Consider the following 24,922-nt stretch of genomic DNA (forward strand, 5'->3'; position numbering starts at 1 on the left):
CCGGGGTGCGCGGGACGGTCGTGCACCCCGGGCCTTCCTAGGATGAGCGCATGTCACTCCCGCACGCGATCCTCACCGCCCTGCTCGAGAAGCCGTCGTCGGGCCTTGAGCTGACCCGGCGGTTCGACCGGTCGATCGGCTACTTCTGGTCGGCGACGCACCAGCAGATCTACCGTGAGCTGGGACGGCTGGAGGGCGAGGGTCACATCCGGGCCCTGCCCTCCGAACGGCCCGCCCGAGGACAGAAGAAGAGCTACGAGGTCCTGCCGGCGGGCCGCGACGAACTGGCCCGCTGGACCGCCGCACCCCAGGACCCCAAGCCGTGGCGTGACGCGCTCTTCGTCCGGCTGCGCGCGGCGGCCGTGGTCGGCACGGCCGGTCTCCAGGACGATCTGCGGCGCCATCTCGCGCTGCATCAGCGGCAGTTGGCGGAGTACGAGGAGATCGAGAGGCGGGACTTCGGGCCCGGCCGGGACACGACCCAGGACCGGCTTCAGCATCTGATCCTGCGGGCGGGCATCGACCTGCAGACCTTCTGGACCCAGTGGCTGACCGACGCGCTGGAGGAGTTCGAGACACTGCCGGCGGCCGTCGGCGACGCCGGCGGAGACGGCGCGGGGCGCGCGTAGGCGGCTGCCCGTCCTGTCGGCGCGAGGGCCCACCCGGGAAACCGGGCGAGCGCCCGCCCGGCGGTCAGAGACGGTGCGGCTTGGCCCGGCGGCGCAGGTACCAGACGGCGGCACCCGTGCCCAGGGCCACCAGCGCCCCACCGCCGACGAGGGTGACGGTGCCGTACTCCCGGGTCGCGCCGCCGACGCCGCCCATGACGCCCCGTGCGGGCGAGGCCGTGGTGGAGATGGCGGGGGTGGCGGCGGTGACGATGACGGACTGGGTCCCCGCCGTGGTCCCGTCCTTGCACACCGCGATCACGGTGTAGGTGCCGGGGCCCACGTTCGCCCAGGAGGCGGACTGGTTGCCGCTCGTGCCGGTGAGGGTCGCCTGGCGCCCCTGGGAGAAGTTCGCCTGCCCGCTGGAGAGCAGCGAGGCGGTACCGAAGGTGCCGTTGGTGCTGTCGGGGCAGTCGTCGGTGGTGACGGTGACCGAGGATCCCGTGGTGCTCACCGAGATGCCGGTGGGGGCGGCGGCGGCCGACGGTGTGGTCAGGGCGATCGGCAGCACCGCGGCGGCCGCGGTCGGGCCGAAGCGGAGGAGTAGCTGAGACGTACGCATGGTCTGCCCTCCAGCGGCACGGTGACGGCACGTCCCTTGCGCCGCCGAGGATCGGGAGAACCGTGCTGCCTCAGGGTGAGCCAACGCGCCGCCCGCCCGGTGCGCACCCGGACGGCCCCCGGGCAGGTGACGCGTTCCGCCGAGCGGGGGACCCGGCGCGCACACCCGTGGCGGTCGGCCCGGCTCGGTCGCCGGTGGTCACCGTGCGTTCCGGTGAGAATCCGCCCCAGGTCCCGTCCGGGAGTTTCGCGCGGATCCGCACCCGGTACGACACGCCGGACTCCCGGCCCGCGTAGAAGCTGTGGGCGGCCCGGCCCCGGGGAGGGGTCCCGCCCCAGACGAGTGTGGTCGCCGGACGTCCGTCGAGCTGGATCTCGTACTCCGTGATCACACCGTCGACGCGCGGCGGCCGCCACGACAGCTCGATGGAGTACGCCCCGTCGGCCCGGCGGGTGCCGGCGCGGAACCCGGTGGGCGCGGTGCCCCGCCCGTCGTCCGCCCCCGGCGCGGTGGTGAGCCGCACCGTCCGGCTCACGGGAGAGAGGTTGTCCGCCGCGTCCCGCGCCCGCACGGTGAAGGAGTACCGGGTGCCGGGCCGCAGGCCCGTGACCACGGCCGCCGTCTGCCGCCCTCCCACGCTGTGGATCTTCGAACCGCCCTGGAGGATGTCGTACGACACCACGGCACGGTCGTCCGTCGACGGTCCCCAGGACAGCTGTACCGCCCCGCTCCCGACCGTTCTGCCGTCGAGGCGCCCGGGACGGGTCGGGGAGAGGCGGTCCGCCGTCCCGGCGGCGGGCGTCGTGGCCCGGACCTGCGCACTGGGCGGGCCGAGGTCCCCGGCGGCATCGCGGGCCCGGACCGTGAACACGTAGCTGGTGGAGGGCCGGAGCCGGGTGATGTCGGCCATGTGCGCGCCGCCCGGCACGTCCTTCACCTCGGTGCGGCCCCGGTACACCACGTACCCGGCCACGTGCGCGTCGCCGGGCGCCCGGTTCCACATGACGTGCACGCTGGTGGCGCTGCCCGCCTCGGCGGTGACGCCGGGCGGGGCCGGCGGCGGGCGCCGGCCGGGGGCCTCCTCGATCGCACAGCCCGACACGAGGAGCAGTGAGCCGCAGAGCAGTGAGCCGCAGAGTTTCAGCGGCGCCAGGGCGGGTGCCGGCCCGGGAACGCGTCGCACGATCCTGCCCCCTCGGTCGTCGAGCGCGACGGGATTGGTCTGTACCTGACTCATGTATGACATGACTGACACGGCCACATCAAGAGGCGGGTGCGAAACGGGCCGACCGCCGCCCGGGTCCCGCGCCGCCGACCGAGGCGCGGTGCACGGCACGGCCGAGGGATACGTATGCTGGTGACCTGACACGGTGTGAACTCGCCTGATCTCCAGGCCCGTTCGCGTCGTACGGCGCGGGCCGCTGTCGTCGCCGATCCCGCGCCGACGAGAGCGGCCGAGCGGCCGGGGCCGAATCGGGGCCCGGGCCCTCGGCCGCGCACCCGCCCACGGCGAACCGTGGCCCGTCCGGCCCCCTCCCGGTGGCCGTCCTCTCCGACCCCCACCACCTTTGGGTGAGTGCCCGTCATGTCCCCCAGGAGAGGGTCCTCATCGTGCGTCTCCGCTCGTTGACGCTGGCCGCCGTCGGCGCCGTCCTGCTGGCCCCCGTGGCCCTGCCCGCCCTGGCCCACCCGCAGCGTCCCGTGCACCGGGAGGGCGAGGTGACCGCCGCCCGGCTGCTGGCCAGGGCGCGTGGCTGTGTCCGGGTGTCCGAGGGGCTCTACAGAAGTGACGCGAGCACCCCCGCAGACATCCCGGTGTGCGGTGTCGACGGCGCGGTGTTCTGGAAGGCCGACATGGACATCGACTGCGACGGCAGGCCGAGCCCGCACTGCAACAGGGACACCGACCCGTGGTTCCAGCCGACCACGTCGTTCCTCCAGTCCGACGGCCGGTACCTGCGCTCCGAGAGCCTGCCCTTCGTCGTCGTCCCCGTCGCGAGCCGGATCTGGGACCACCGGGTCCACGGCATCAAGGGCGGTTCGGTCGCCGCAGTCGTGTACAAGGACCGCGTCCAGTACGCCGTCGTCGGTGACACCGGGCCCCGGAACATCATCGGCGAGGCCTCGTACGCCACGGCGAAGGCCCTCGGCATCCGCCCCGACCCGCGCAGCGGAGGCACCGCGTCCGGCGTCACCTACATCCTCTTCGAGGACTCCAGGGTCACGCCGATCGAGGACCACGGCGCGGCGGTGCGACTGGGGGAGGAGCTGGCGCGGGCGTGGGTCGGAGGACCGGCGTCGCGCAGGGGCGCGGTGATGCGGGGCGGGGCCGCGAGCTGACCGGCACGGCCCGGGGCCCGCCACCGAGCGGTGACAGGCCCCGGGCCGTGTGCCGGGTTCCCCGGAGGTTCACTGCTTCCGGTACGCGTACGCCTCCGAGGCCGCGGCCGCCACCGCCGCGAGGTCCGCGCCCGTCGAGGCCGTCACGACGGCGGCGACCGCGCCCTCGACGAACGGGGCGTCGACCAGCAGGGTGTCCGAGGGAAGCTCGTCGCCCTCGGCGAGCAGGGCCTTCACGGTGAGCACCGCGCTCCCGAGATCGACGAGGACCGCGACACCCGAGCCCCGGTCGACGGAGGCGGCCGCCGTCGAGATGCGCTCGGCGCTGGTGCCCAGGCCGCCGTCCTCGGTGCCGCCGGCCGGCGCGACCGGCACGGCGCCACCCGCGCCGGCCAGCCCCTGCGCCAGCTCGGCGACCGAGGCGGCGACGGCGGCGCTGTGCGACACCAGCACGATGCCGACCGGCCCGGTGTCAGACATCGGTGGCCTCCGGGGCCCCCGCCGTGGCGGCGAGCGCGGCGATCAGCAGTGCGGCGGACGTGGCACCGGGGTCCTGATGGCCGATGCTCCGTTCACCCAGATAGCTGGCCCGGCCCTTGCGAGCCTGCAACGGCGTGGTCGCCGTCGCCCCCGCCTCGGCGGCGGCGCGCGCCGCGCCGAACGACTCGGCGAGCGCGTCGACCGCCGGGACCAGCGCGTCGATCATGGTCTTGTCGCCCGGCGCGGCACCGCCCAGCGCCCGCACCGCGTCGACCCCGGCCCGCAGCGCGTCCGTCAGCTGGGCCTCGCTCACCTCGCCCGCCTCACCGAGCGCCTTGCCGGTGCGGCGCAGCAGGGTGCCGTACAGCGGGCCGGAGGCGCCGCCGACGGTCGAGATCAGCTGCCGTCCGGCGAGCACGAGGACGGCGCCCGGCGTGTCGGGCGCGTCCTTCTCCAGGACCGCCACCACGGCGGTGAACCCGCGGCGCAGGTTGCTGCCGTGGTCGGCGTCCCCGATCGGCGAGTCGAGCGCCGTGAGCCGCTCGGCCTCACGGTCCACCGAGGCCGCGGTGGCCGTCATCCAACGACGGAAGAAGTCGGCGTCGAGCACGGAATCTCCTTGCGTGGTACGTGAGTTGACCGACGGTGAGGCACGGGGCCGTAGCCTGGGCGTGGCGGCCCCCAATCCCTCACACGCCCCAGCGCAGCCCCGGTGTCCTCACCGGCGCGTCGTACAGCCGCAGCAGCTCCTCGTCGACCTGGCACAGCGTCACCGAGGCGCCGGCCATGTCGAGCGAGGTGACGTAGTTGCCGACCAGGGTGCGGGCCACGGGCACCCCGCGTTCGACGAGCACGCGCTGTACCTCCGCGTTGAAGCCGTACAGCTCCAGCAGCGGAGTGGCGCCCATGCCGTTGACCAGGAGCAGTACCGGGTTGCGCGGGCTCATGTCGTCGAGGATCGCGTTCACCGCGAAGTCGGCGATCTCGCGCGAGGTCATCATCGCGCGCCGCTCACGCCCCGGCTCCCCGTGGATGCCCACGCCCAACTCCAGCTCTCCGGCGGGGAGATCGAAGGTGGGGCTGCCCTTGGCCGGAGTGGAGCAGGCGCTGAGGGCCACCCCGAAACTGCGGGAGTTCTCGTTGACCTGCCGGGCCAGCGCCTCGACCCGCGCCAGCGGCTGCCCCTCCTCGGCGGCGGCCCCCGCGATCTTCTCCACGAACAGGGTCGCGCCCGTGCCGCGCCGCCCGGCGGTGTAGAGGCTGTCGGTGACGGCCACGTCGTCGTCGACGAGCACCTTGGCGATCCGGATGCCGTCGTCCTCGGCGAGTTCGGCCGCCATGTCGAAGTTGAGGACGTCGCCGGTGTAGTTCTTCACGATGAACAGCACTCCGGCCCCGCTGTCCACGGCGGCAGCCGCCCGCACCATCTGGTCCGGGACGGGCGAGGTGAACACCTCACCGGGACAGGCGGCCGACAGCATCCCCGGCCCCACGAAACCACCGTGCAACGGCTCGTGTCCCGAGCCGCCCCCGGAAACCAGCCCCACCTTCCCGGCCACCGGAGCGTCCCGCCGCACCACCACCCGGTTCTCCACGTCCACGGTCAACTCCGGGTGCGCGGCCGCCATGCCCCGCAACGCGTCCGCGACAACGCTCTCCGCGACGTTGATGAGCATTTTCATGGGTGCCTCCTGTAGACGTTGGTAGAGGAGCCGCTGACCTGTGTCTGAGGGGAAGTATCGACCTTGCGGCAGCGAAGGTCACGTGCCTGACCCCTCCGGCGGTCCGTGGTGTGGCGGAGACTGCGCGCGGCGGCACCCCCCGCGCCCGCGGCGAGCGGCAACGGCCTCGGCCTCGGCGGGAGCCGGCTGACGACGGACAGCGGAGGGCCCTCGGCTTCGGCCGGCTACCGGACCTGAGCCGTCCCGCGGAGCGCCTCCGCACCGGCGTCCGGGATCCCGTGCCTCATCCGCTCGGCCGTGTCTTGCCCGCCGTCCGCGGGCGGGCCGCTCCGTCGACGGCGAGGCAGATGCCGAAGACCCGCCCGTGGCCGGTCCAGCCGTTGACGTGGCCGCGGGTGTTGCTGATCTGCACCCGCTTCCTGGCGTGGTCCACGGACGACACCAGGTGCAGGTAGACCGTCCCGGCGACGCGCGCGAGGACGATGTCCCCGGCCTCGACCTTCGCCGGGTCCACGGGAGCGACGGCCACCAGCTGCCGACTGCGTATCAGCGGGACCATCGAGGAGCCGCTGGGCCGGAGCGTCACGGTCGCCCCGGCCGCGACCCTCTCCGCCACCATGTCCAAGGCACCCATGCGACGATCGTGGCAGATTCCCCTCCACCGCCCCACCGAATAAGGTTTCGCGGCGGTCGGCGGTCGGCGGTCGGCGGTCGGCGGTCGGCCGACGGCCGTTTGCGGGGGGACGCGCGGAGCCTTCGCCCCACGCCCCTACGATCGGCGCGTGACGATCTCGTACGAGTGGCGGGGCCACTTCGACAACGCGGCGCTCGACGCGCTGCACGCGGACGGCTTCGGCCATCCGGTGACCGCGACCGACTGGCGGGGGCGACTGGAACGGCACAGTCTCGGCTGGGTCTGCGCGTGGGAGGACGGAGCGCTGATCGGCTTCGTCAATGTCGTCTGGGACGGTGGCGTGCACGCCTTCGTCCTGGACACGGTGGTCGCGGCGCACCGTCGTGGCAGCGGTGTCGGCGTCGCGCTGATCGAGGCCGCCGCCCAGGGAGCCCGTGCCGCGGAGTGCCAGTGGCTGCACGTCGACTTCGAGGAGCACCTGCGGCCGTTCTACGTCGACGCCTGCGGCTTCAAGGAGACGGCGGCCGGTCTGATCGCACTCTGACAGGGGGCCGGGACGGGTCCCGGCCCCCTTCCCGGCCCGTGGGGGTCAGGGTTTGACGTAGGTGCAGATGGCCAGCGGGGAGTCCGGGGAGTACGGGGCCGCGTCGGCCGGCCAGTCGCCGAAGCGGCTCTCGGGGACGAGCCCGGCGGCGCGGGCGTAGGCGTCCATCTCGTCCGGGTCGGTCAGCCGGGAGACCTCGGTGCCGACGCGGGTGGTGCCGTCGGCCTCGTACCAGACGTGGGACAGGTGCCACAGCGACCCCTGCGGCAGCAGGACGGAGTGGCTCTGCAGACCGGTGCCCGGCTCCGGATAGGGCGAGAAGTACGTGGCGCGGGCGCTGCCCTCGTGCAGGGCGATGATGGCCGGCTTGTTGTGGGTCTCGATCACCAGCCTGCCGCCGGGGGCCAGCAGTTCGGCCGCGCGACGCACCGCCAGCTGCTGCTCCTCGGGCGTCAGCAGCATCGACAGGGTCGCGCAGACGCAGTACACGAGCCCCACGGTCCGCTCGGCGGTGTAGACGCAGATGTCGCCGTGCACGGGCTCGACGGGGGTGTCGTCGGCCAGGTCTCGGCGGAGCACGTCGAGCATCTCCGGGGAGGAGTCGACCCCGGTGACCGGTCCGACGCGGCGCGACAGCGGGAGTGCTATCCGGCCGGTTCCGACACCGAACTCGACGGTGCCCAGGCCCGGATCGGGATGCAGGAGGACCAGGCGCTCCACCTCGTCGACCACCGAGGCGTCGTCGGGGAACAGCCGGTGGTACCAGTCGCCGAACTGCCGGCCGTAGCCGATGTCCTCGACGATGCCGCTCGACGTGGTGCCGGGCGCAGGGGACGTCGTGGTGGTGCTCATGGGTGCTGCCTCCGCTTCTTGGACGGGGTGTGCCTCGGATGGACGGTGCCTCTGGCCTGGGAGCAGGCGCCCCACAGCACCACGAGGGCGACGCCGATGACGGCGGGGGCACTGACGGCCCGGGTGGCGATGAGGAAGCCGACGATGCCGAGGGCTACCACGGACGGGATGAGCAGAAAGTCGTTCATGGACTTCTCCTGTCGGGATGTCTTTCTCCTGTCGGGGTGGATCCGGTGGTGCCGCCGGTCCTCACCGGCTCAGGACGCCAGGTCGCTGAGTTCCTGGAGCCGGGCGAGCCGGCGGTACAGCTCGCTGTGCCGGTGGAGTTCGTCGTGCGTGCCCACGGCGTGCACCCGCCCCCGGTCGAGCACGACGATCTGCCGGGCCTCGGTGACCGTGGACAGGCGGTGGGCGATGGCGATGACCGCGCAGAAGCCGGAGATCATCGCGATGCTGTCGCGCAGCGCGTTCTCCGATTCGGTGTCGAGGTTCGCGGTGGCCTCGTCCAGCAGCAGGAAGCGGGGCGCCTGCAGCAACGTACGGGCGATGGCGAGGCGTTGACGCTGACCGCCCGACAGGCCGGCGCCGCGGTCGCCGAGCGGAGTGTCGAGGCCATGCGGCAGCGCGGCGATCACCTCGGTCAGGTTGGCCATGCGCAGCGCCTCGGCGATGTCCTTGTCGTCGGCGTCCGGCGCGCTGTAGGTGAGGTTCTCCCGGATGGTGCCGCGCAGCAGGGTGTGGTCCTGGTCGACGTAGCCGACGATGGACCGCAGCTGGTTGAGGGGCAGGTCGGTGATGTCCGTGCCGTCGATGCGGATCGCGCCGGCAACCGGGTCGAAGAGCCGCTCGATCAGCTGGAAGACGGTGGATTTGCCGCCGCCGGAGGGGCCGACGACGGCGGTCAGCCCCTCGGCCGGGACGGTGAAGGAGACCCCGTCGAGGACGAGCTTGTCGCTCCCCGGATAGGAGAACCGGACGCCGTCGAAGGCGAGTCCGGGTTCGTACCCGCGCCCGAACGCGCGGGCGCCACGCGGCTGTTCCGCCGGCCGGCTGCTGTCCGGGTCGGTCTCGACCTCGATCTTGCCGAGTTCCGCGAGCCGTTCCACCGACGCCCTGCCGATCTGGAACTGCGCGATCGACTCGAACAGCGTCAGCAACGGCGCCACCAGATAGAACAGGTAGAGGATGAACGCCGTCAGGTCGGCGGTGGGCATCGCCCCGGTCGCGGTGCGGGCCGCGCCCAGACCGATGACGACCGTCAGGGCGAGCTGGGTGCCGATGCTCATGGTCGGGTCGAGCAGCGACGACATCACCGTCAGCTTGATCCCCGACTTCCGGGCCCGCCGGGCGATGGCCGCGATCCCCTCGGCCTCCCGGTCCTCGGCCCGGGACGCCTTCACGGTGGGCATCGCCCCCAGCACCCTCAGCAGGGCGGTGCCGAAGGTGCCCAGGTCGGTCTGGTTGAGCAGCGACACCTTCCGCACGCCGCGCGCCAGATAGAGCGAGACGACGCTGGTGACGCCGAGGCAGGCCAGGGTGGCGGCGAGCAGCACGGTGTCGATGTAGGCCATCAGGACGATGCCGCCGACGACCAGGAAGCTGTTGTTGAGGATGCTGTCGATCGCGTGCGTCATCGTGGAGCGGGCGAGCAAGGTGTCGCTGACCATCCGGGAGAACACATCGCCCTGCTGCAGGCCGCTGTACGCCCTGAACCGGGAGCGCAGCAGCCGCGAGGCCAGGGTCCTGCGGATGTCGTAGACGATGTTCTCCCCGGCCAGCCCGATGACGTACGAGTGGAGCGCGCCGAGGGTGGCGTCGGCGATGAACAGGGCCGCGCCCACCATGATCGGGCCGGTCAGCGAGCGTCCCTCGTCGACGGCGCCGACCAGTTGGCCGATGACCGCGGGCTGGGCCAGGGACGTCGCGGCCCCCAGCAGGCCGAGCAAGATGCCGAGCAGGACCAGACGGCGGTGCCGGCCCATGGCCCGCCAGGGCTTGGCCCCCTCGCCCCACAGCAGATGCAGGTTGAGCTGGGGCACCGCCCGGTGCGCGGCGCGCCGCCCGGCAGCGGGCCCGCCCTCCTTCGCCGGGTTCACCGGCGGGTCCTGCGGGCGGATGTGCCGCCCCCGGCCGGCCGGACGGTCACTCATCGCGCGCCCCCGGCCCCGCGGTGGCCGCCCGGACCCGGTTCACTCGTGCTCCCTGCCGTCCTCGTCCGATTCCGAGCGGGCCTTGGCCAGCCGCAGGCCCGCCTTGAGCAGGCCGACCGCGAAGATCAGGATGCCGAGGAGGATGAAGGGGGTCGCGTTGTCCATGGTCACACCTTTGCGGGGGTCTTGGCCGGGGCCCGCGTCAGCGGGGTGCCCGGGGCCTGCGGGTCCAGGGGAACGAACGGGGAGACGAACAGCAGCGAGGGACGGTGGCGCGTGTCGTAGCCGGTGTCCTTGGCCAAGGCGAACTGGAAGCCGCGGACGTCCTCGGGCACGGGCCCCCGGGACCTGATGAGGACGCGCAGGTGCTCGGTGACTATCCGGTACCCGGGCGTGCGTGCGGCGCCCTCGAAGCCGCCGAACTCCAGGGTCGGCAGGATGTCGGCGCACGCGTCGACGATCCCCTTGTCCGCGCGGCGGGTCGGGAACCACACGATGTGCTGGGGCTTGCGGGTCTCCGTCGCGAACGCGTCCTGCCACGCCGAGGCGTTGCCGTCCGCGTCCACCGTGCGGTACAGGAAGTGGCTGTCGTGCATACAGGGGTTGGGGGCGAAGAACCGCCAGTTCGGTATCAGCGACAGCACGTCCTTGGCACGGAACCGGGTGAACTGCTCGAAGGGGTGCTGGCCGGCGACGGTGACGACCAGCATGGCGGCGCCGGCGATCCGCCAGGCCGCGCCCTCGCCGGTGAACGGGTTGCGCGACGGGAGACGTCGGGGGCTGCTCATCGCGCGGTCTCCTTGTCGAGCGTGACGGACCGGGTCGGCCGGGGCGCCCGGGCCTTGTCCTCGACGCCCCGGAAGAACGCGAGGACACGGTCGGTGACCTGGTGGGCGTAGCGGCTGTTGATCAGCAGGGAGTCGTGTCCCGCACCCTCGACGACCACCGTCTCGCTGGGAGCCCGGCGGTGCGCCTCGGCGAGTTCACGGTGCATCAGCAGTTGCTCGGGGTCGCGGTCCACGGTCCGCTGGGCGGAGATCACCAGGGCGGGCACGCCGTCGATCCGGTCGAGCGGTCCGGAGAACGTCTTGAAGTCCTCCTGCAGCGCCGCCCATTCGCGGCGGGCCGCGTACCACATCCGCGCGTCCCCGTACTGGGCGAAGACCTTGTCGTGGTAGGCGGCGGGCAGTTCCCTGATCCACCACGGGCGGGCCAGCAGGGCCCCGGTGCCCAGGCGCAGTGCGCGGCTCATGGACGCGAAGGAGCTGCCGAGGCCGGCACCGGTCACCCGCTGCTGGGCGGAGCGGTTGAACTGGTCCGGGTGGGAGGAGTCGAGGTACACGACGCCGTGCACGCGGTCGCCGAGCTGCCGCACGGCACGGCGGGCGAGCTCTCCGCCGATCGAGTGGCCCACCAGGATCACCTTGCGGTGCGGTGCCACGGCCCCGTTCACCAGGTCGACGAGGTCGTCGACGGACTCCGTGAGCCGGTAGGCGGTGACCGCCCGGCGGCGGCTTCCGGCGTATCCGGCGCGGGCGTAGGTGATGACGCCGTACGTGGTCTCGTAGGACAGGCGCTCGCTGATCCAGGCGTAGTGCTCGCTGGTGGACAGCAGGCCGGCGGCCAGCACGAAGACCGGCCGGTCGGTGTCGCCCGCCGCCATCTCCTCGTACTGGAGCCGGTTGCCGTGACGGGTCGTCAGCACACGGGAGGTCCGCCAGCCCTCGGTGGCACGCATGCGCCGCTGGACGGCGGTGACGGCCGCGGCCGCCGCGGCCCCCGCGAGCGCGGTGAGCGCGGCGGGCAGAGCGCGGTCGTCGCGTCCCGCGACGGCGGGGTGCGTGCGGGGAGCCGCGGTGTAGGCGATCAGGGGGTGCATCGCGGGGAACGCGGTCGCGAACCTGCCGAGCCCCATGAAGTAGCCGTTGGCCAGGTGGAACGCGGCGGCGCTCGCGAGGACGGGCCGGGTCAGCCGGCCCCCCTTGAGATAGGCGAGCGGGAAGAGGCACTCCAGCGCCAGCACGCTGTGGGCGAGCAGCTTGGCGGCCCTGGGATTGTTCTGGATCCAGGTGTGCATGCCCTGGTGGCCGTAGGTGTGGGTGCGCATCACGCCGGGCAGGGCGGAGCCGTCGCGCCAGTCGGGGCCCAGCAGCTTGACCCAGCCGGAGACCAGGTAGGAGAGGTTGGACTGCAGGGCGACGTACCACAGGAGGGCGTCCTTGGCGGCCGGCGAGGGCACCAGACGGGCGCCGCCGGTGGCGAGTTGTACGAGGGTCGCCACCTGGTCGGCGCCGTCGCTGCCGTAGTGCTGGCGGGGGCCGAGCAGGGCGGAGGTCGCGCCGAGGAAGAGGCTGCCCGCCCCGCGCCAGGTCGACCTGCCCGGCAGCAGCATGGCGGAGGCGACCGCGGCGCGCGTCACGTGCAGGGCCGTCGTGGTCCGCGGCCCGCTGGCGATGTCGATCAGCCGGCGCACCAGCGGGTTCGCGTGCGCGAAACTGTCCCTGGCGATCTCCCAGTCGTTCATGCCCCCCTTGCCCATCTCGTGGCGCTGGGTGAGGTATTCGAGGGACGAGGTGAGGCTCGTCGCGGCGGCCAGCCGCTCCGACAGGCCCAGCGCACGGTCCCGGCCCACCGGTATCGGGCTGAACACCGCGGAGGCGACCCGGCCCGGCACGGCGGAATTGATCCTTCGGACGAGTTTCATGGAACCTCTTTTCCTGGTACTTTTGAGCACGTTTTTCGCGTGCGGAGGAACCCGCTGCCGGACCAGAACAGCCCTCTGGTCCGACAGCGGGTTCCTTATGCGTTCACTGCCGGGCGTCAGGAGGCGGGAACGCCACCGGCCGCGGCGAGGGCGGCCTGGTTCTGGGCGTTGGCCTCCGCCGCCAGCTGGTTGGCCTCGGCCGCCTGGGCGACACCGACCGCGGCGGTGCCGGCCGCCGCGACGGCGCCGAATCCCTCGGCCGCCTGGGCGATCCGGCCGATCCGGGCGATCCGCGGGGTGCCCAGGGTCGGGCGAGCGGCGACGTAGACGACACCCTCGACGGGGATTTCCACGCTGTTCAGCGCGTTCTCGATGCTGCTCATTTATTTTGTCCTCTCGCGTTCGGGGCTTCGGAAGTTCTTTTCTTCCGGTGCCCTTCTGGAGAAAACAATAGGTTCTCGCCGACCGCCTGCGCATCGATAAAAATGCCTATTGTTGAGCGGGGGTGCCTGCCGCATCGGGATGCAGATTTCGCGAGGTGCGGAAAAGGCCTCGACCAGGCATCCGAAAGGGCCCGGACCGAATCGGTCCGGGCCCTTTCGGATGCTCTCCCGCGTCTCATCCCCCGCGGCGTCGCCGCCCGAGGTACCGCAGGGCCGACGCGGCGGCGTTCGCGCCGCACATGCCGTGGGCGCCGGCGCCCGGCGGCGAGGCGGCGGAGCAGAGGTACATGCCGGGGACCCCCGTGCGGTACGGGTCGAGCGCCACACGGGGGCGCATCGCCAGCTGCAGTGCGGTGTTGGCCCCGGTGACGATGTCCCCGCCGACGTAGTTCGGGTTGTAGGTCTCGAACGCGGCCGGCGGGCGGACGGCCATGTCGAGGACGCGCTCACGGAAGCCGGGGGCGAACCGCTCGATCTGCCCGATGATCGCCTCGGTCGCGTCGCCGTCGTAGCCGTGCGGGACATGGGCGTAGGTCCAGACCGGGTGGAGGTCGCCCTTCGAACGGCTCGGATCCGCCAGGTACTGCTGGCCGACCAGGACGAAGGGCCGCTCCGGCATGCGTCCGGCGTGGATCATCCGCTCGGTGTGGGCGATCTCCTCGAACGTCCCGCCGAGGTGGACGGTGCCCGCCCGGCGGGCCGCCTCGCTGGTCCACGGGACGCCGCCCTCGACCGCGAAGTCGGCCTTGAAGGCCCCGGGACCGTGGCGGAAGCGGCGGTAGGCGCGCGCGACCCGCCGCGGCAACCGGTCGCCCAGGATGTCGGCCACCGCGCGGGGGGCAAGGTCGAAGAGCACCACGTCGGCCGGGGGCAGATCGGCCGGCGTACGCACCCGCACACCGGTCTCGATCCGTCCGCCGAACTCCGTGAGCCGCGCCGCGAGCGCGTCTCCGATCGCCCGGGAACCGCCCGCCGCCACCGGCCAGCCGTGCCGGTGGCCCGCCGCGATGATCGTCAGACCGACGGCGGCGCTCGCCGGCCGGTGGAACGGGCGGAAGGCGTGTGCGGCCACTCCGCCGAAGAGTGCCCGTGCGGCCGGGGACCGCCACAGCCGGGCCGTCACGGCGGCCGGCAGCAGCGCCTGCGGTCCGAAGGCCGCCAGACGCAGCGGATGGCGCGGCACATGGGTGAGCGGCCGCATGAGGTCCTCGGCCAGCGCGTCGAAGCCGTTCGCCAGCGGTCCGAACACCCGCCGCCACCGGCGTCCGTCGGCCCCGCCGAGACCGTCCGCCGTCTCCTGCACCGACCGGTGCAGGACTCCGGCCGCGCCGGAGTCCAGCGGATGCGCGCAGTCGATGTCCGGCAGGCGCCAGGTCAGCCCGTGACGCCCCAGGTCGAGACTGCGCAGGAACGGCGAACCCACGGCCATCGGGTGGGTGGCGGAGCAGTGGTCGTGCAGGAGGCCCGGGGTCAGCTCGCTGGTGCGGGTGCCGCCGCCGATGGTGCCGGCGGCCTCCAGGACGGTGACCTCGACACCCTCGCGGGCGAGGTGCACGGCGGCCGCGAGACCGTTCGGACCGCTGCCCACCACGACGGCCGTAGTCATATGTCCCCCGCGTCCTTCGAGTTTCCCGCGTGCTGTGCGTCCGCGGGTTTCCTGTGCTTTCCCGCCGATGGTCACTGGTCCGCCGAAAGACGCGGCACGGAGGGCGGGAAAAGGAAGGAGCGGGCCCTCGAAAGGGCCCGGTCCGGGCCGGTTCACTGCTCTGCGGGACGAGGGAAGTACGTCCCGGCGCCTTTGGCTCCTCCGACATTAATGCGTCCACCGGCCCGGCGCGATGCGCAGAATTGCCTAATTCGCCGCCGCGTCGCGTCCGCGTGTCCCGGGAACGCCTATCCCGCGTCCCAACTCATGTCCGGCTCCGGTTCCGCGTGTGCGTTCGGCTTGGCGTGACGGCCGGCCGGCCGCCGGAGCGCCGCTGCGGACTTCTCCGTGCACGCGGCCGGGGCGTCCGCGAGGACCGGGAAATGGGCGATGAGCCACCAGCCGCCGTCGTCGGCCGGCCCCGCCGTCAGAGAGCCGCCGACGGCCTCGACCCGCTCGCGCAGCCCGATCAGGCCGTAGCCGCCACGGCCTCCGGTGGGACGGGAGACCCGGCCCTCGGGGGCCCCGTTGTAGACGTCGACCCGGAGCAGATCGCCACGCGTGCGCTGGACGCGTACGGTCGCCCGGGAGCCCGGCGCGTGCCGCCGCACGTTGGTCAGCGCCTCCTGCACCACACGGTGGACCGCGCAGCCCACCTCGGGCAGCAGCGTGCTCTCGCGGGCGACCCCGGTGACCTCCAGCTGGGCGGACGAACCGTCTCCCTGGCCGCTGAAGGCCGAGACCAGTTTGGCGAGTTCGGCGTAGGGAGCCTCGGGGCGCTCGATGGCACCCTGCTCACCGTCCTCGCGCAGCACGCTGATCAGACGGCGCATGGAGTCCATGGTCCGCTGTCCGGCCTCGGCGATGTTGCCCAGGATGGGGCCGACCTGATGCGGCGCGCTCTCGTGGATCACACCGGCGGCGTGGGCCTGCGCGATGATGCCCGTCACGTGGTGGGCGACGAAGTCGTGGAGTTCGCGGGCGAGTTGGATTCGCTCGGCGAGCCGTACGGCGGAGATCGTACGGCGCCTGCGGGCGTCCAGCGTGCGCAGGTAGCAGCCGGTTCCGACGGCCCCGCCGACCGTGAACGTCAGCAGGAAGGGATAGGTCAGGGTGATGCCCGTCCCCCCGGTGCGCAGGGGTTCGTCGATGATGCTGGCCCCCAACGCGGTGGCCAGGGCGAGGACGGTGCCGGGTCGGCGGACGTTGCGGCAGATGCGAACCAGCAGAACCAGCATGCATGCCGTCTCCAACAGTCCCCACTGGGGAAGGTCCGACCCCGTCAGGCAGGTGCCCAGCGTCACCGCCGTGGAGGCGGCCGCGGAGATCCCCGCCCGCCACTCGGTGCTCAGCCGCGGTGACGGCACGATCACCAGGGCCAGGGCGACGGGCCCGGTCACCAGCGGCAGCCAGTCGACGGGGCTGCGCTGATGGACCCCGATGACGACCACGTCCAGGACCCACAGGGCGCCCAGCGCCGGGTACAAGGCGTAGTGCTTCAACCGCCGCACGGGTAAGCGGGGCGGGCCGTGGTGCGGCCGGGTCGCCTGTGCCGAAAGTGCCGCGAGCGACGAGGTTGTCATGTAACCGGAGGCTAGGCATGCACATGCCTGCCCGGCAGGCGGAGCGCCGATCTGTGGGGAGGGACACAGGTCATCCACAGGAGGAACGCGACATCTCCCTCAACGCTCCGTCCGCACCGTCCCGTTGGCCCAGGCCCACGCGGCCACCTCGACCCGGTTGCGCACGCCGAGCTTGTGGTGGATGTGGCCCAGATGCGTCTTCACCGTGGACAAGGACAGGCACAGCTCGTCGCTGATCTCCTGGTTGGTGCGGCCCACCGCGACAAGCCGGGCGACATCCAACTCCCGTGCGCTGAGCGCGGATTCGGGCACCCCGCCGGTGTCGGCCGACGCACGCTCCTCCAGCAGCCGCAGCAGCCGGACCGTGACGCCGGGGGAGACCAGCGCGTCGCCCCGCGCCGCCGCCCGTACCGCCTCGATCAGTAGCGCGGGCGCGGCGTCCTTCAGCAGGAAACCGCACGCGCCGTTGCGCAGCGCCACATTGAGGTAGTCGTCCTGGTCGAAGCTGGTGACCACCACGACCTGCGTCGGGTGCGTCGCGCCCGGCCCGGCGAGCAGCCGGGTCACCTCCAGTCCGTCCAGCTTCGGCATCCGGACGTCCACCAGGCACACGTCCGGCCGCAGCGCGCGCGCCAGCTCCACGCACGCGAGCCCGTCGGCGGCCTCTCCGATCACCTCGATGCCCTCCTGGGCGTCCAGGATGAGACGGAAGCCGGCCCGGACCAGGTCCTGATCGTCGGCGATCATCACGCGTGTGGGGGTGTCGCTCACGTGGCCGAGCATGCCACGGATCAGGTGTCCGGTCCGGCCGTCCGTGGAAGCAGCTGGGCCCAATTGCCTGGCAGAACAGTGTAGTTGGCCTATTCCCGGCGAAAGAGGTGCTCCGGCGGCAGGACGGGCCGATCGGCCGATGTCTACTGCCGGGTATCGGTCGAACGGTCGATGCCCGGGGACCGGATGTCACGGGAGAGTCACAGCGCACCAGGCGGACGACCTACGGGTCCTCGACCCCCTCCGAACAAGGCAGGCACCCCATGGCAATGCACAGCGACAGTCGGCTCAGCGCCCGGGAACTGGAGATCCTCCTGCTGGCCGCCCACGGTATGTCGGACGCGGACATGTCCCGGCGGCTGTCGATCTCACCCCGCACGGTGGCCTCTCATATGCGCAGCATCCGGGAGAAGTTGCGCGCGAAGAACCGCACGCATCTCATCGTCACGGCCTTGCGTGCGGGAATCCTGGCGCTACGGACGGACCGGTCGGAGAGGGCCGACCGCGGGGAGAGGGACGACGTGGGCGAGCGGGACGACCGGTCGGATCGGACGGGTCGGCCGGATCCGTCGGATCGGTGGGACCGGTGGGCCAGGACGGACGGATTGGACGGGGCCGACAGGTTGGACAGGGCGAACCGGATGGACTGCGGGGACCGGATGGACCGTCCGGATCGCGCAGGGCGCCCGGGACGCCCCGATCGACTCGATGAAACGTTCCGCTTGACGGGGCGGAACGGAGTCCGGGCTCGGCCCGTGGGTATCGCGTAGCCGTCGACGGGCCGGGCCGGGCGTGCCGCTCCGGCCCGGCGGCCGTGCGGGTCGGCCGCGGTGCCGTGGCGGCCGTAGGAGTATTTCTTGCTGCCGTGGCCACGGCCGTGGCCACGGCCCCACGGCCACGGCCCCACGGCCCCCCCCGCCCCCCGGGCGACCGGCGCACCCTCACGCCGGCTGGAGCAGCCGGGGGCATGTGGCGGTGACGTGATCGCCGGTGCCGACGGTGATCGACGGCTGAAGCAGACCGATGCAGGCCGATGCCGGTCTCGATGGTCGATGGCCGATGGCCGATGGCCGGCGGCCGGCGACGGCGATCCCGGCCCCTGCGACCACGAGCGGACCCTGCCGTTCTTCGACAACGGCGATCCCCGCACCCCGACGACACCGGCACGCAGGCCATGGCAGACGCGGTGGAGATCGACAGCCTGTCCTGCGACCGTGACACCGGCCGGACGCGACGAGGGGCCGGATCTGGCGGGGACCGGCCGCGGGGCGGCTCAGCGAGAGCCGTCCACGGGCAGTTCCAGACGCAGTTCGTAGCCTCCGTCCCGCAGGTGCCTGGACGTGACCGTTCCGCCGAGGAGTTCGGCTCGCTGGCGCAGGCCGACGAGGCCGTGGTGGGCGCCCGGGAGGGAGAGGGCCGGGCGGCTGGGCGCGCCGTTGGTGACGGTGGCGTGCAGGGTGCCCTGCCGCTGGAGGACGCGGATGGTGGCCGTGGCGCCGGGGGCGTGTTTGCGGATGTTGGTCAGTGCCTCCTGGACGGTGCGGTAGACGGCGCGCTGTACCGGTGGCGGCAGGTCGGCGGGCAGGTCCGTCCGCAGGTCGGTGTCGATGCCGCTGCCGGTGACGAGCCGGTCGAGGTCGGCGAGGGAGGGCTGCGGGGTCAGTTCGGTGGGACGGCTCCCGGAGGCGCGCAGTACGCCGACCATGTGCCGCAGTTCGTCCAGGGTCTGCACGCCGAGCAGCCGGATCGTGGCCGCTGCCTCCTTGGCCTCCGGGTCCCGGCTGCCGACCTGGAGGGCCCCGGCGCGCACGGCGATCAGGCTGACCTGGTGGGAGACCGCGTCGTGCATCTCGCGGGCGAGCTGGGCGCGTTCCTTCGCCAGAACGCCCTGCGCGATCAGCAGCCGCTCGTGCTCACGCGCCTCGGAGACCTCGACGAGCCGCAGGGACAGCTCCCGGCGGGCCTGGACGAGCTGCCCGAGGAAGACGGGCGCGGTCGCCTGAGCCACGCTGTAGGACAGGAGGATGAGGGCCTGGCGGTCGTCGAGGTCGGTGAACTCCGGTGACGGCCACGACCACCAGGTGAGGTCGCAGACGGTGAACGCCAGCGCGCACACGGCCAGCGGAATCCGGTGATGGGTGCGGGAGGCGAGGGTGTACAGCGCCACCAGCGTGGCGAACACGGCGTCCGTGAAGAGGGCGGTCGGCAGGGTGAGCAGGAAGACCGGCAGCGGCAGTCTGCGGCGCACGGCCAGTGCCAGGGTCGCGAGCAGGGCGGCGGCCAGTTCCCGGGGGTCATGGGGACCCACGTCGTGGATCCACACGTCCAGCAGCGAGGCCGCGACGAGCACGACGTCCATGGCGGGTCCGTGCGGGGTGCGGGCGGGGTGCCTCATCCGGCGTTCCCTTCAGCGTCGACGGCACGCGACGGCCTGAGCAGACCCGCGCGCTCGGCCAGCAGCGCCGCCTGTACCCGGCTGCTCACCTCCAACTTGGTGAGGAGGGCGCTCACATGGTCCTTGACCGTCCCGGTGCTCAGATGCATCCGGTCGCCGATGTCGGTGTTGGACAGCCCCTCGGCGATGAGGACGAGGACGGCCCGCTCGCGTTCGGTGAGCCGCTCAGCGAGCCGGACGGCTGCCCGCCGGGGGCCGTTGTCCAGATAGCCGTCCACGACGGTGCGGGTCACCCGCGACGACAGTACGACGCCGCCCGCCGCCAACGTGCGTACCAGGTACGGCAGTTGTTCCGGATCGGTGTCCTTGAGGAGGAACCCGGCGGCCCCGGAGCGCAGGGCGGCGGCCACGTACTCGTCCATGTCGAAGGTGGTGAGCATGGCCACCACGGGGGGACGGGGGAGCCGGCGGAGTTCGCCGAGGACGGTGAGTCCGTCCACGTCCGGCATGCGGATGTCCAGCAGGACGACGTCGGGGCGCAGTTCCCGTACGGCGTGGACCGCGCGGCCGCCGGGGACCGCCGCCACCACGACGATGTCGTCCGCGGAGTTGAGGATGTGCTCGAAGCCCGTGCGGATCAGGGCTTCGTCGTCGACCACCAGTACCCGGATCACCTGTGCTCCGCTCGCCCTCGGACCACCACTGGACTCGTTCCGAACCCCTACGACGTCCGGGACCCGTCGGCAGGTTCCCTTTTCTCCCGGTTTCCGGTCACCTGGCGGGGGTGACTCCGGCCGGTCGGCGGGAATCCTCCAGCCATCCGCCGGATGGGTTCGCGCCCCTCGCGCCCCCGACGCTGAAGGCCATGACACCCGAGACGTCATCACACCTGTCGTCCCGACCGGCCGCCCCGTCGGCCGTCACCTCGTCCGCGACCACTTCGCACGCCGTCCCCCCGCACGCCGCCGTCCCGGCCGCCGCGACCGCCGCCGACCACCCCGCCGGGTTCTCCCCGGCTCCCTCGACCGGACGGCTGCTCGGCATCGATCTGGCCCGCGGGCTCGCCGTCCTCGGTATGTACGCCGCCCACGTCGGGCCCGAACCCGAGGCCGGCGGACCGCTGGGCCTCGTCATGGAGCTGGCGCGGGGCCGCTCCTCCGCTCTGTTCGCGCTGCTCGCCGGGTTCACCCTCGTACTGATCACCGGACGGCCGCACCCGCTCACCGGGCGCACCGGGCGGCAGGCGGTGGCGCGCATGGTCATCCGTTCCGTCGTCCTGATGGCTCTGGGCTTCGCCCTGACCGCCCTCGACACCGAAGTCGACGTGATCCTCGCCTTCTACGGGCTGACCTTTCTCGTCATCCTCCCGCTGTACCGGCTGCGCGCCCGGGCGCTCGCACTCCTCGCCGTCGCCTGCGCGCTCGTCATGCCCCAAGTCCTGTACGTGGTGCAGCTGTCGATCGAGGAAGGCAGCTGGGCGGACGCCATCGTCGCCGCCGACCCGCTGGCCCGGGTCAGTGACACGGACGGGTTCATGGAACTGCTGTTCACGGGCGAATACCCCGTGCTCACCTGGGCGTCGTTCATGCTCGCCGGTATGGCGGTCGCCCGCCTCGACCTCACCCGCCGCGCGGTCCGCGGCCGACTGGCCGTCACCGCGGGCGTGTTGGTCATCCTGGGCCACGGCGGCTCCTGGCTCGCCCTGAGCCTCGTACCGCACGCGCGGGCCACCGTGGCCGCCGCCACGGACGGCGGGTCGGCGGCCTCGGCCTGGTGGTCCGACACCGTCGGCGACCTCGTCGACGACACCCCGGCGGCCTGGCTCCTGGTGGGCGCGCCGCACAGCCAGACGACGTTCTCGCTCCTCGGCAACACCGGTGTCGCGCTGCTGGTCGTGGTGGGGTGCGTGACGGCCGTGGAGCGGCTGCCGCGCTGCGCGCGCCTCGCCGGGCCCGTCCGCGCCGTCGGCATGACGGCCCTGACCGCGTACGTGCTGCACATCCTCGCCGTCCGGGAGTTCGGCATGAAGGACGGGACCGGACCGGCCCTGGTCGACCTCCTCCTCTACGCGTCGGTCGCGTTGCTGTTCGCCACCGTCTGGACCCGGCGGTTCCGCCGCGGCCCCCTGGAGCACCTCCTCCACCTCTCCACGCGCCCGGCCCGCCACATCAGGTGACGACCGGGCGAACTTCGGCCGAACCCGGGCCCATTGACTGTTTCGGCATGGACAGGTCACGTCTGGGCGGGCGCAAGATTCTCTCCGCACCATCTGCGTGTCACGACCCTCGACGGCATACACGACGGTAAGGAAGCGAACGCCTGTGAGAACGCCCCGTACTGCTGGAAGAGCCGCCCTCCTCGCCTCGGTGACCGCGCTGACCGCCTCGCTCGCGGTCTCCCCCGCGGGGGCGGGCGCCTCCGCCCTCCCGACGGTGACCGCGACCAGCGAGTCCGCCGCGCTGTACGACGACGAGGCCGGCGGCAACGCCGACGCCGACGACCCGGCGATCTGGCGGAACCCCGCCGACCCCGGCCGCAGCCTCGTCGTCGCCACCGCGAAGGAGGGCGGCCTGCGCGTCTACGACCTGGACGCCCGCCTGGTGCAGTCGCTGCCCGCGCCGCAGCCGCCGACGCGGGACGACGCCCCCGGCCGCTACAACAACGTCGACCTCGTCACCGGCCTGCGCACCCCGGCGGGCCGGACCGACGTGGCCGTGGTCAGCGACCGGGGCAACGACCGGCTGCGGATCTACCGCATCGACCCCGCCCGCCGCGGCGGCCCGCTGACCGACATCACCGACCCGGCCGCCGCTCCCGTCTTCTCCACCGACCAGGCCGAGATCGACGACCAGCGCACCGCGTACGGCCTCGCCACCTGGACGGACAGGTCCACCGGCCGCGCCTACGCCCTCGTCAGCCGGCGCGAGCGCACCCGCCTCGCCCTGCTCGAACTCCTCCCCGCGGCGAACGGCAGGGTCGGCTACCGCAAGGTCCGCACTCTCGACCTGCCCTCCTCCTTCCGGCTGCCCGACGGCACGACGTGGAGTCCCTGCGGCGAGCCCGGAGAACTCCCGCAGGTCGAGGGCATGGCCGTCGACCCCGCCACCGGCACCCTCTACGCCGGCCAGGAGGACATCGGCATCTGGCGCCTGCGCGCCGACCTCACCGGCAGGCCCGTCCTGATCGACAGGACCAAGGAGTACGGCGTCCCCGGCCGTTACGACGAGGAGAGCGAGGAGTGCGTGCCGGGGGCCGATCCCGGCCACGGCGGGAAGCGCCTGTCGGCCGACGTCGAGGGCCTGACGATCTATCAGGAGCCGGACGGAGACGGCTACTTGATCGCCTCCAGCCAGGGGGACGACACCTTCGCCCTGTACGACCGCGAGGTGCGCGAAGGAAACGAGTACGAGGGCGGCTTCCGGATCGGGGCCGCGTCGGACACCCTCGACGGCGTGGAGGAGTGCGACGGCGCCGCCGTCCTCAACGCCCCGCTGGGCCGCCGCTATCCGCGCGGGCTCCTCGTCGTCCAGGACGGCCACGAGACGCCCGGGGTTCCGGACGGGGAGGGCGGCACCCGCACGTCCACCGGCTTCAAGTTCGTCGATCTCGGGAAACTGGTGGACGCCACCGGCATGTGAGCGACGCCCCTCCGCCGACCCGCCCCCCTGCCCCCGGCCGCCCCGCCCTCGGCCCCCTCTGCGCGGTCAGTCCCCCATCGCGCAGAGGGGGTCCTCGTCCAGTCCGTCCGCCATCCACTGCTCCACGGCCGCGACATGGACCGTCGCGGCGGAGACCGCCAGGGCGGCGTCACGGGCCCGCAGGGCGCGCAGGATCTCCTCGTGCTCCCGGTGGGCGTGTTCCACGGCCCGCTCGGTGCGGGTGCCCCGCACGATCCGGGCCCGCTGGGTCCGGGTGGACAGCACCCGCAGCAGCATGGTCAGCACCGGGTTGCCGACCGCCTCCACGATCCGCAGGTGGAAGGCGATGTCGTGGCCGACGAACTCCTCGACCGTGGCGGCGGCCCGTGACCGCTCCAGGATGGTGCCGAGGTCACGGAGGTCGTCGGCGGTGAGCAGGGCGGCTGCCGTCCCGGTGGCCTGGGGTTCCAGCAGCCGCCGTACCTGGAGCAGTTGCAGGGCAGTGCGCCCCTGGGAGACGTCCGAGGCGAAGGAGAGCGACTCCAGCAGGAGGTGCGGCTCCAGGCTGGACACATAGGTGCCGTCGCCCTGCCGGGTGACCAGGATGCGCATCGCGGTCAGTGCCCGTACCGCCTCCCGCAGCGAGCTGCGGGACAGGCCGAGCTGGGCGGCGAGGATCTCCTCCTTGGGCAGGCGGGACCCCGGGGCCAGCTCACCGGCCACGATCATCGCCTTGATCTTGTCCATCGCCTCGTCGGTCAGTGCCACGAGAGACCTCCCTGTCGCGGCCTATTCCTGCTTCTCGCCGGAGGCGAAGCGGGAGATGATCAGCGCGACGATGATGATCGCGCCGTTGAGGAACTGGTTCCACAGCGGCGGGACACCCGCCAGTGTCATGACGTTCACGACGAGCTGGAGCGTCAGCACACCGGTGAGCGCGCCGAACACGGAACCCTTGCCGCCGTTGAGGCTCACCCCGCCGATGACGGTCGCGGCGAAGACCTGGAAGATCCAGCCACTGCCCTGGGTGGCGGAGATCGAGCCGTAGTGACCGCTGTAGAGGATGCCGGCGAACGCGGCCAGCACACTGCCGAGGATCAGCACCGCCCACACGATCCGGTCCACCCGGATACCGGCGGTGCGGGCCGCCTCCGCGTTTCCGCCGATCGCATACAGCGCCCGCCCGTGGCGCAGCCAGGTCAGCGCGCTGCCGCCCGCCGCGAACAGCACCACACAGATCCAGATCGCGGCCGGCACGCCCAGCCAGGACGCCTTGCCCAGGTAGGTGAAGGAGGAGGGCAGCTCGACGATGGACTGCCCCTCGGAGAGGGCGACCTGGAGACCGCGCAGCATGGTGAGCATGCCGAGGGTGACGATGAACCCGTTGAGGCGCAGCTTCAGGATCAGGAACCCGTTGACGGCCCCGATCGCCACGCCCACCAGCAGGCAGAGCGGTACGGCCGTCCACTCGGGCAGCAGCCCGAGCCCGGTGAACCGGGCGCCGCTGGTCGGCAGGACCAGCCAGACGGCGATGACGGGCGCCACGCCGATGGTGGACTCCAGGGACAGGTCCATCCGGCCGCAGACCAGGATCAGCGCGGTGGCCAGCACCAGCAGGCTCAGCTCGGTGGACTGCTGGGCCACGCCGATGAGGTTGTCGGCGGTCAGGAAGGCCGGCGAGACGATGAAGCCGATCAGTCCGAGGACGAGGATCGCCGGGACCAGGGACAGCTCACGGAAGCGACCGAGGTCGAGCCCGCGGCGGGTGTCCCCGGTGGTCTCCCGCGCCGCTCTCGTGGCGGGGTCGGTGACATCAGTGGTGGCGGACATG

General features: G+C 72.6%; 26 protein-coding genes. 6 read left to right on the top strand and 20 right to left on the bottom strand.

The annotated features are described in order from the left end of the window. The first annotated feature begins 50 nt into the window (after positions 1–50). Positions 51–629 carry a PadR family transcriptional regulator gene (locus ACZ6BB_RS28000; RefSeq protein ID WP_471617912.1) on the top strand — a complete coding sequence of 193 codons (579 nt, stop codon included), beginning with the start codon at positions 51–53 and terminating at the stop codon, positions 627–629. Between the two features lie 64 nt (positions 630–693). On the opposite strand, the gene ACZ6BB_RS28005 is transcribed toward ACZ6BB_RS28000, so the two are convergent. Both ACZ6BB_RS28005 and ACZ6BB_RS28010 read right to left on the bottom strand, forming a co-directional pair. Next, positions 694–1,230 (bottom strand): hypothetical protein, encoded by a 537-nt coding sequence (locus ACZ6BB_RS28005; protein WP_471617913.1) that lies wholly within the window; start codon positions 1,228–1,230, stop codon positions 694–696. A gap of 70 nt (positions 1,231–1,300) precedes the next feature. Further along, entirely contained in the window at positions 1,301–2,413 is a 1,113-nt protein-coding gene (locus ACZ6BB_RS28010; RefSeq protein ID WP_471618112.1) for a fibronectin type III domain-containing protein, read from the bottom strand. A 428-nt stretch (positions 2,414–2,841) separates the two neighbouring features. Between ACZ6BB_RS28010 and ACZ6BB_RS28015 the strand changes: the two genes are divergently transcribed. Then, positions 2,842–3,570, top strand: a complete 729-nt coding sequence (locus tag ACZ6BB_RS28015) for a glycoside hydrolase family 75 protein (RefSeq protein ID WP_471618113.1) — start codon at positions 2,842–2,844, stop codon at positions 3,568–3,570. A gap of 69 nt (positions 3,571–3,639) precedes the next feature. Here ACZ6BB_RS28015 and ACZ6BB_RS28020 read toward each other — a convergent pair whose 3' ends face one another. The 4 genes from ACZ6BB_RS28020 to ACZ6BB_RS28035 form a co-directional block, all read right to left on the bottom strand. Continuing rightward, positions 3,640–4,050 (bottom strand): PTS-dependent dihydroxyacetone kinase phosphotransferase subunit DhaM, encoded by a 411-nt coding sequence (locus ACZ6BB_RS28020; protein ID WP_471617914.1) that lies wholly within the window; start codon positions 4,048–4,050, stop codon positions 3,640–3,642. Continuing rightward, entirely contained in the window at positions 4,043–4,660 is a 618-nt protein-coding gene (gene dhaL, locus ACZ6BB_RS28025) for a dihydroxyacetone kinase subunit DhaL (RefSeq protein WP_471617915.1), read from the bottom strand. The genes ACZ6BB_RS28020 and dhaL overlap by 8 nt, the downstream gene beginning before the upstream one ends. Before the next feature lie 79 nt (positions 4,661–4,739). After that, positions 4,740–5,732 (bottom strand): dihydroxyacetone kinase subunit DhaK, encoded by a 993-nt coding sequence (dhaK, locus tag ACZ6BB_RS28030; RefSeq protein ID WP_471617916.1) that lies wholly within the window; start codon positions 5,730–5,732, stop codon positions 4,740–4,742. 283 nt (positions 5,733–6,015) lie between these two features. After that, the gene (locus ACZ6BB_RS28035) at positions 6,016–6,366 is read right to left on the bottom strand and encodes a S24 family peptidase (RefSeq protein ID WP_471617917.1); all 351 of its coding nucleotides are present in this window, start codon (positions 6,364–6,366) and stop codon (positions 6,016–6,018) included. A 148-nt stretch (positions 6,367–6,514) separates the two neighbouring features. On the opposite strand from ACZ6BB_RS28035, the gene ACZ6BB_RS28040 reads away from it, so the two are divergent. Beyond that, on the top strand, positions 6,515–6,910 hold the full coding sequence (locus tag ACZ6BB_RS28040) for a GNAT family N-acetyltransferase (RefSeq protein ID WP_471617918.1): 396 nt from the start codon (positions 6,515–6,517) through the stop codon (positions 6,908–6,910). 45 nt (positions 6,911–6,955) lie between these two features. Here ACZ6BB_RS28040 and ACZ6BB_RS28045 read toward each other — a convergent pair whose 3' ends face one another. The 10 genes from ACZ6BB_RS28045 to ACZ6BB_RS28090 all read right to left on the bottom strand — a co-directional run bounded on the left by ACZ6BB_RS28045 (position 6,956) and on the right by ACZ6BB_RS28090 (position 17,070). Continuing rightward, positions 6,956–7,762 (bottom strand): class I SAM-dependent methyltransferase, encoded by an 807-nt coding sequence (locus tag ACZ6BB_RS28045; protein ID WP_471617919.1) that lies wholly within the window; start codon positions 7,760–7,762, stop codon positions 6,956–6,958. After that, positions 7,759–7,950 (bottom strand): hypothetical protein, encoded by a 192-nt coding sequence (locus ACZ6BB_RS28050; protein ID WP_471617920.1) that lies wholly within the window; start codon positions 7,948–7,950, stop codon positions 7,759–7,761. Before ACZ6BB_RS28050 ends, ACZ6BB_RS28045 begins: the two co-directional genes overlap by 4 nt. Before the next feature lie 69 nt (positions 7,951–8,019). Next, positions 8,020–9,912, bottom strand: coding sequence for an ABC transporter ATP-binding protein (locus tag ACZ6BB_RS28055; protein ID WP_471617921.1), 1,893 nt, complete (start codon positions 9,910–9,912; stop codon positions 8,020–8,022). A gap of 39 nt (positions 9,913–9,951) precedes the next feature. Continuing rightward, the gene (locus ACZ6BB_RS28060; protein ID WP_257034935.1) at positions 9,952–10,077 is read right to left on the bottom strand and encodes a hypothetical protein; all 126 of its coding nucleotides are present in this window, start codon (positions 10,075–10,077) and stop codon (positions 9,952–9,954) included. 2 nt (positions 10,078–10,079) lie between these two features. Next, positions 10,080–10,700 (bottom strand): hypothetical protein, encoded by a 621-nt coding sequence (locus ACZ6BB_RS28065; protein ID WP_471617922.1) that lies wholly within the window; start codon positions 10,698–10,700, stop codon positions 10,080–10,082. Then, positions 10,697–12,616, bottom strand: coding sequence for an alpha/beta fold hydrolase (locus ACZ6BB_RS28070; protein ID WP_471617923.1), 1,920 nt, complete (start codon positions 12,614–12,616; stop codon positions 10,697–10,699). Before ACZ6BB_RS28070 ends, ACZ6BB_RS28065 begins: the two co-directional genes overlap by 4 nt. A 116-nt stretch (positions 12,617–12,732) precedes the next feature. Then, entirely contained in the window at positions 12,733–12,999 is a 267-nt protein-coding gene (locus ACZ6BB_RS28075) for a hypothetical protein (RefSeq protein ID WP_471617924.1), read from the bottom strand. 235 nt (positions 13,000–13,234) lie between these two features. Continuing rightward, positions 13,235–14,665: a phytoene desaturase family protein gene (locus ACZ6BB_RS28080; protein WP_471617925.1), complete on the bottom strand. Its 1,431-nt coding sequence runs from the start codon at positions 14,663–14,665 to the stop codon at positions 13,235–13,237. 287 nt (positions 14,666–14,952) lie between these two features. Next, positions 14,953–16,287, bottom strand: coding sequence for a sensor histidine kinase (locus tag ACZ6BB_RS28085; protein WP_471617926.1), 1,335 nt, complete (start codon positions 16,285–16,287; stop codon positions 14,953–14,955). A gap of 99 nt (positions 16,288–16,386) precedes the next feature. Continuing rightward, complete coding sequence (locus ACZ6BB_RS28090; protein ID WP_471617927.1) at positions 16,387–17,070, bottom strand: response regulator; 684 nt, start codon at positions 17,068–17,070, stop codon at positions 16,387–16,389. Positions 17,071–17,327: 257 nt separating this feature from the next. Between ACZ6BB_RS28090 and ACZ6BB_RS28095 the strand changes: the two genes are divergently transcribed. Then, positions 17,328–17,828, top strand: coding sequence for a response regulator transcription factor (locus ACZ6BB_RS28095; RefSeq protein ID WP_471618114.1), 501 nt, complete (start codon positions 17,328–17,330; stop codon positions 17,826–17,828). Between the two features lie 503 nt (positions 17,829–18,331). Here the strand turns inward: ACZ6BB_RS28095 and ACZ6BB_RS28100 are convergent. Both ACZ6BB_RS28100 and ACZ6BB_RS28105 read right to left on the bottom strand, forming a co-directional pair. Continuing rightward, a complete protein-coding gene (locus ACZ6BB_RS28100; RefSeq protein WP_471617928.1) occupies positions 18,332–19,453 on the bottom strand; it encodes a sensor histidine kinase in 1,122 nt (373 codons plus the stop codon). Beyond that, complete coding sequence (locus ACZ6BB_RS28105; protein ID WP_471617929.1) at positions 19,450–20,127, bottom strand: response regulator; 678 nt, start codon at positions 20,125–20,127, stop codon at positions 19,450–19,452. The genes ACZ6BB_RS28100 and ACZ6BB_RS28105 overlap by 4 nt, the downstream gene beginning before the upstream one ends. Before the next feature lie 191 nt (positions 20,128–20,318). Between ACZ6BB_RS28105 and ACZ6BB_RS28110 the strand changes: the two genes are divergently transcribed. Further along, a complete protein-coding gene (locus ACZ6BB_RS28110) occupies positions 20,319–21,629 on the top strand; it encodes a DUF418 domain-containing protein (RefSeq protein WP_471617930.1) in 1,311 nt (436 codons plus the stop codon). Between the two features lie 145 nt (positions 21,630–21,774). Further along, positions 21,775–23,091: a phytase gene (locus ACZ6BB_RS28115; RefSeq protein WP_471617931.1), complete on the top strand. Its 1,317-nt coding sequence runs from the start codon at positions 21,775–21,777 to the stop codon at positions 23,089–23,091. A 66-nt stretch (positions 23,092–23,157) separates the two neighbouring features. Here ACZ6BB_RS28115 and ACZ6BB_RS28120 read toward each other — a convergent pair whose 3' ends face one another. After that, entirely contained in the window at positions 23,158–23,859 is a 702-nt protein-coding gene (locus ACZ6BB_RS28120; protein ID WP_471617932.1) for a FadR/GntR family transcriptional regulator, read from the bottom strand. A 21-nt stretch (positions 23,860–23,880) separates the two neighbouring features. Next, positions 23,881–24,921 (bottom strand): ABC transporter permease, encoded by a 1,041-nt coding sequence (locus tag ACZ6BB_RS28125; RefSeq protein WP_471617933.1) that lies wholly within the window; start codon positions 24,919–24,921, stop codon positions 23,881–23,883. Between the last annotated feature and the right edge of the window lies 1 nt (position 24,922).

The organism is Streptomyces sp. NPDC041108 (genome assembly GCF_055592645.1).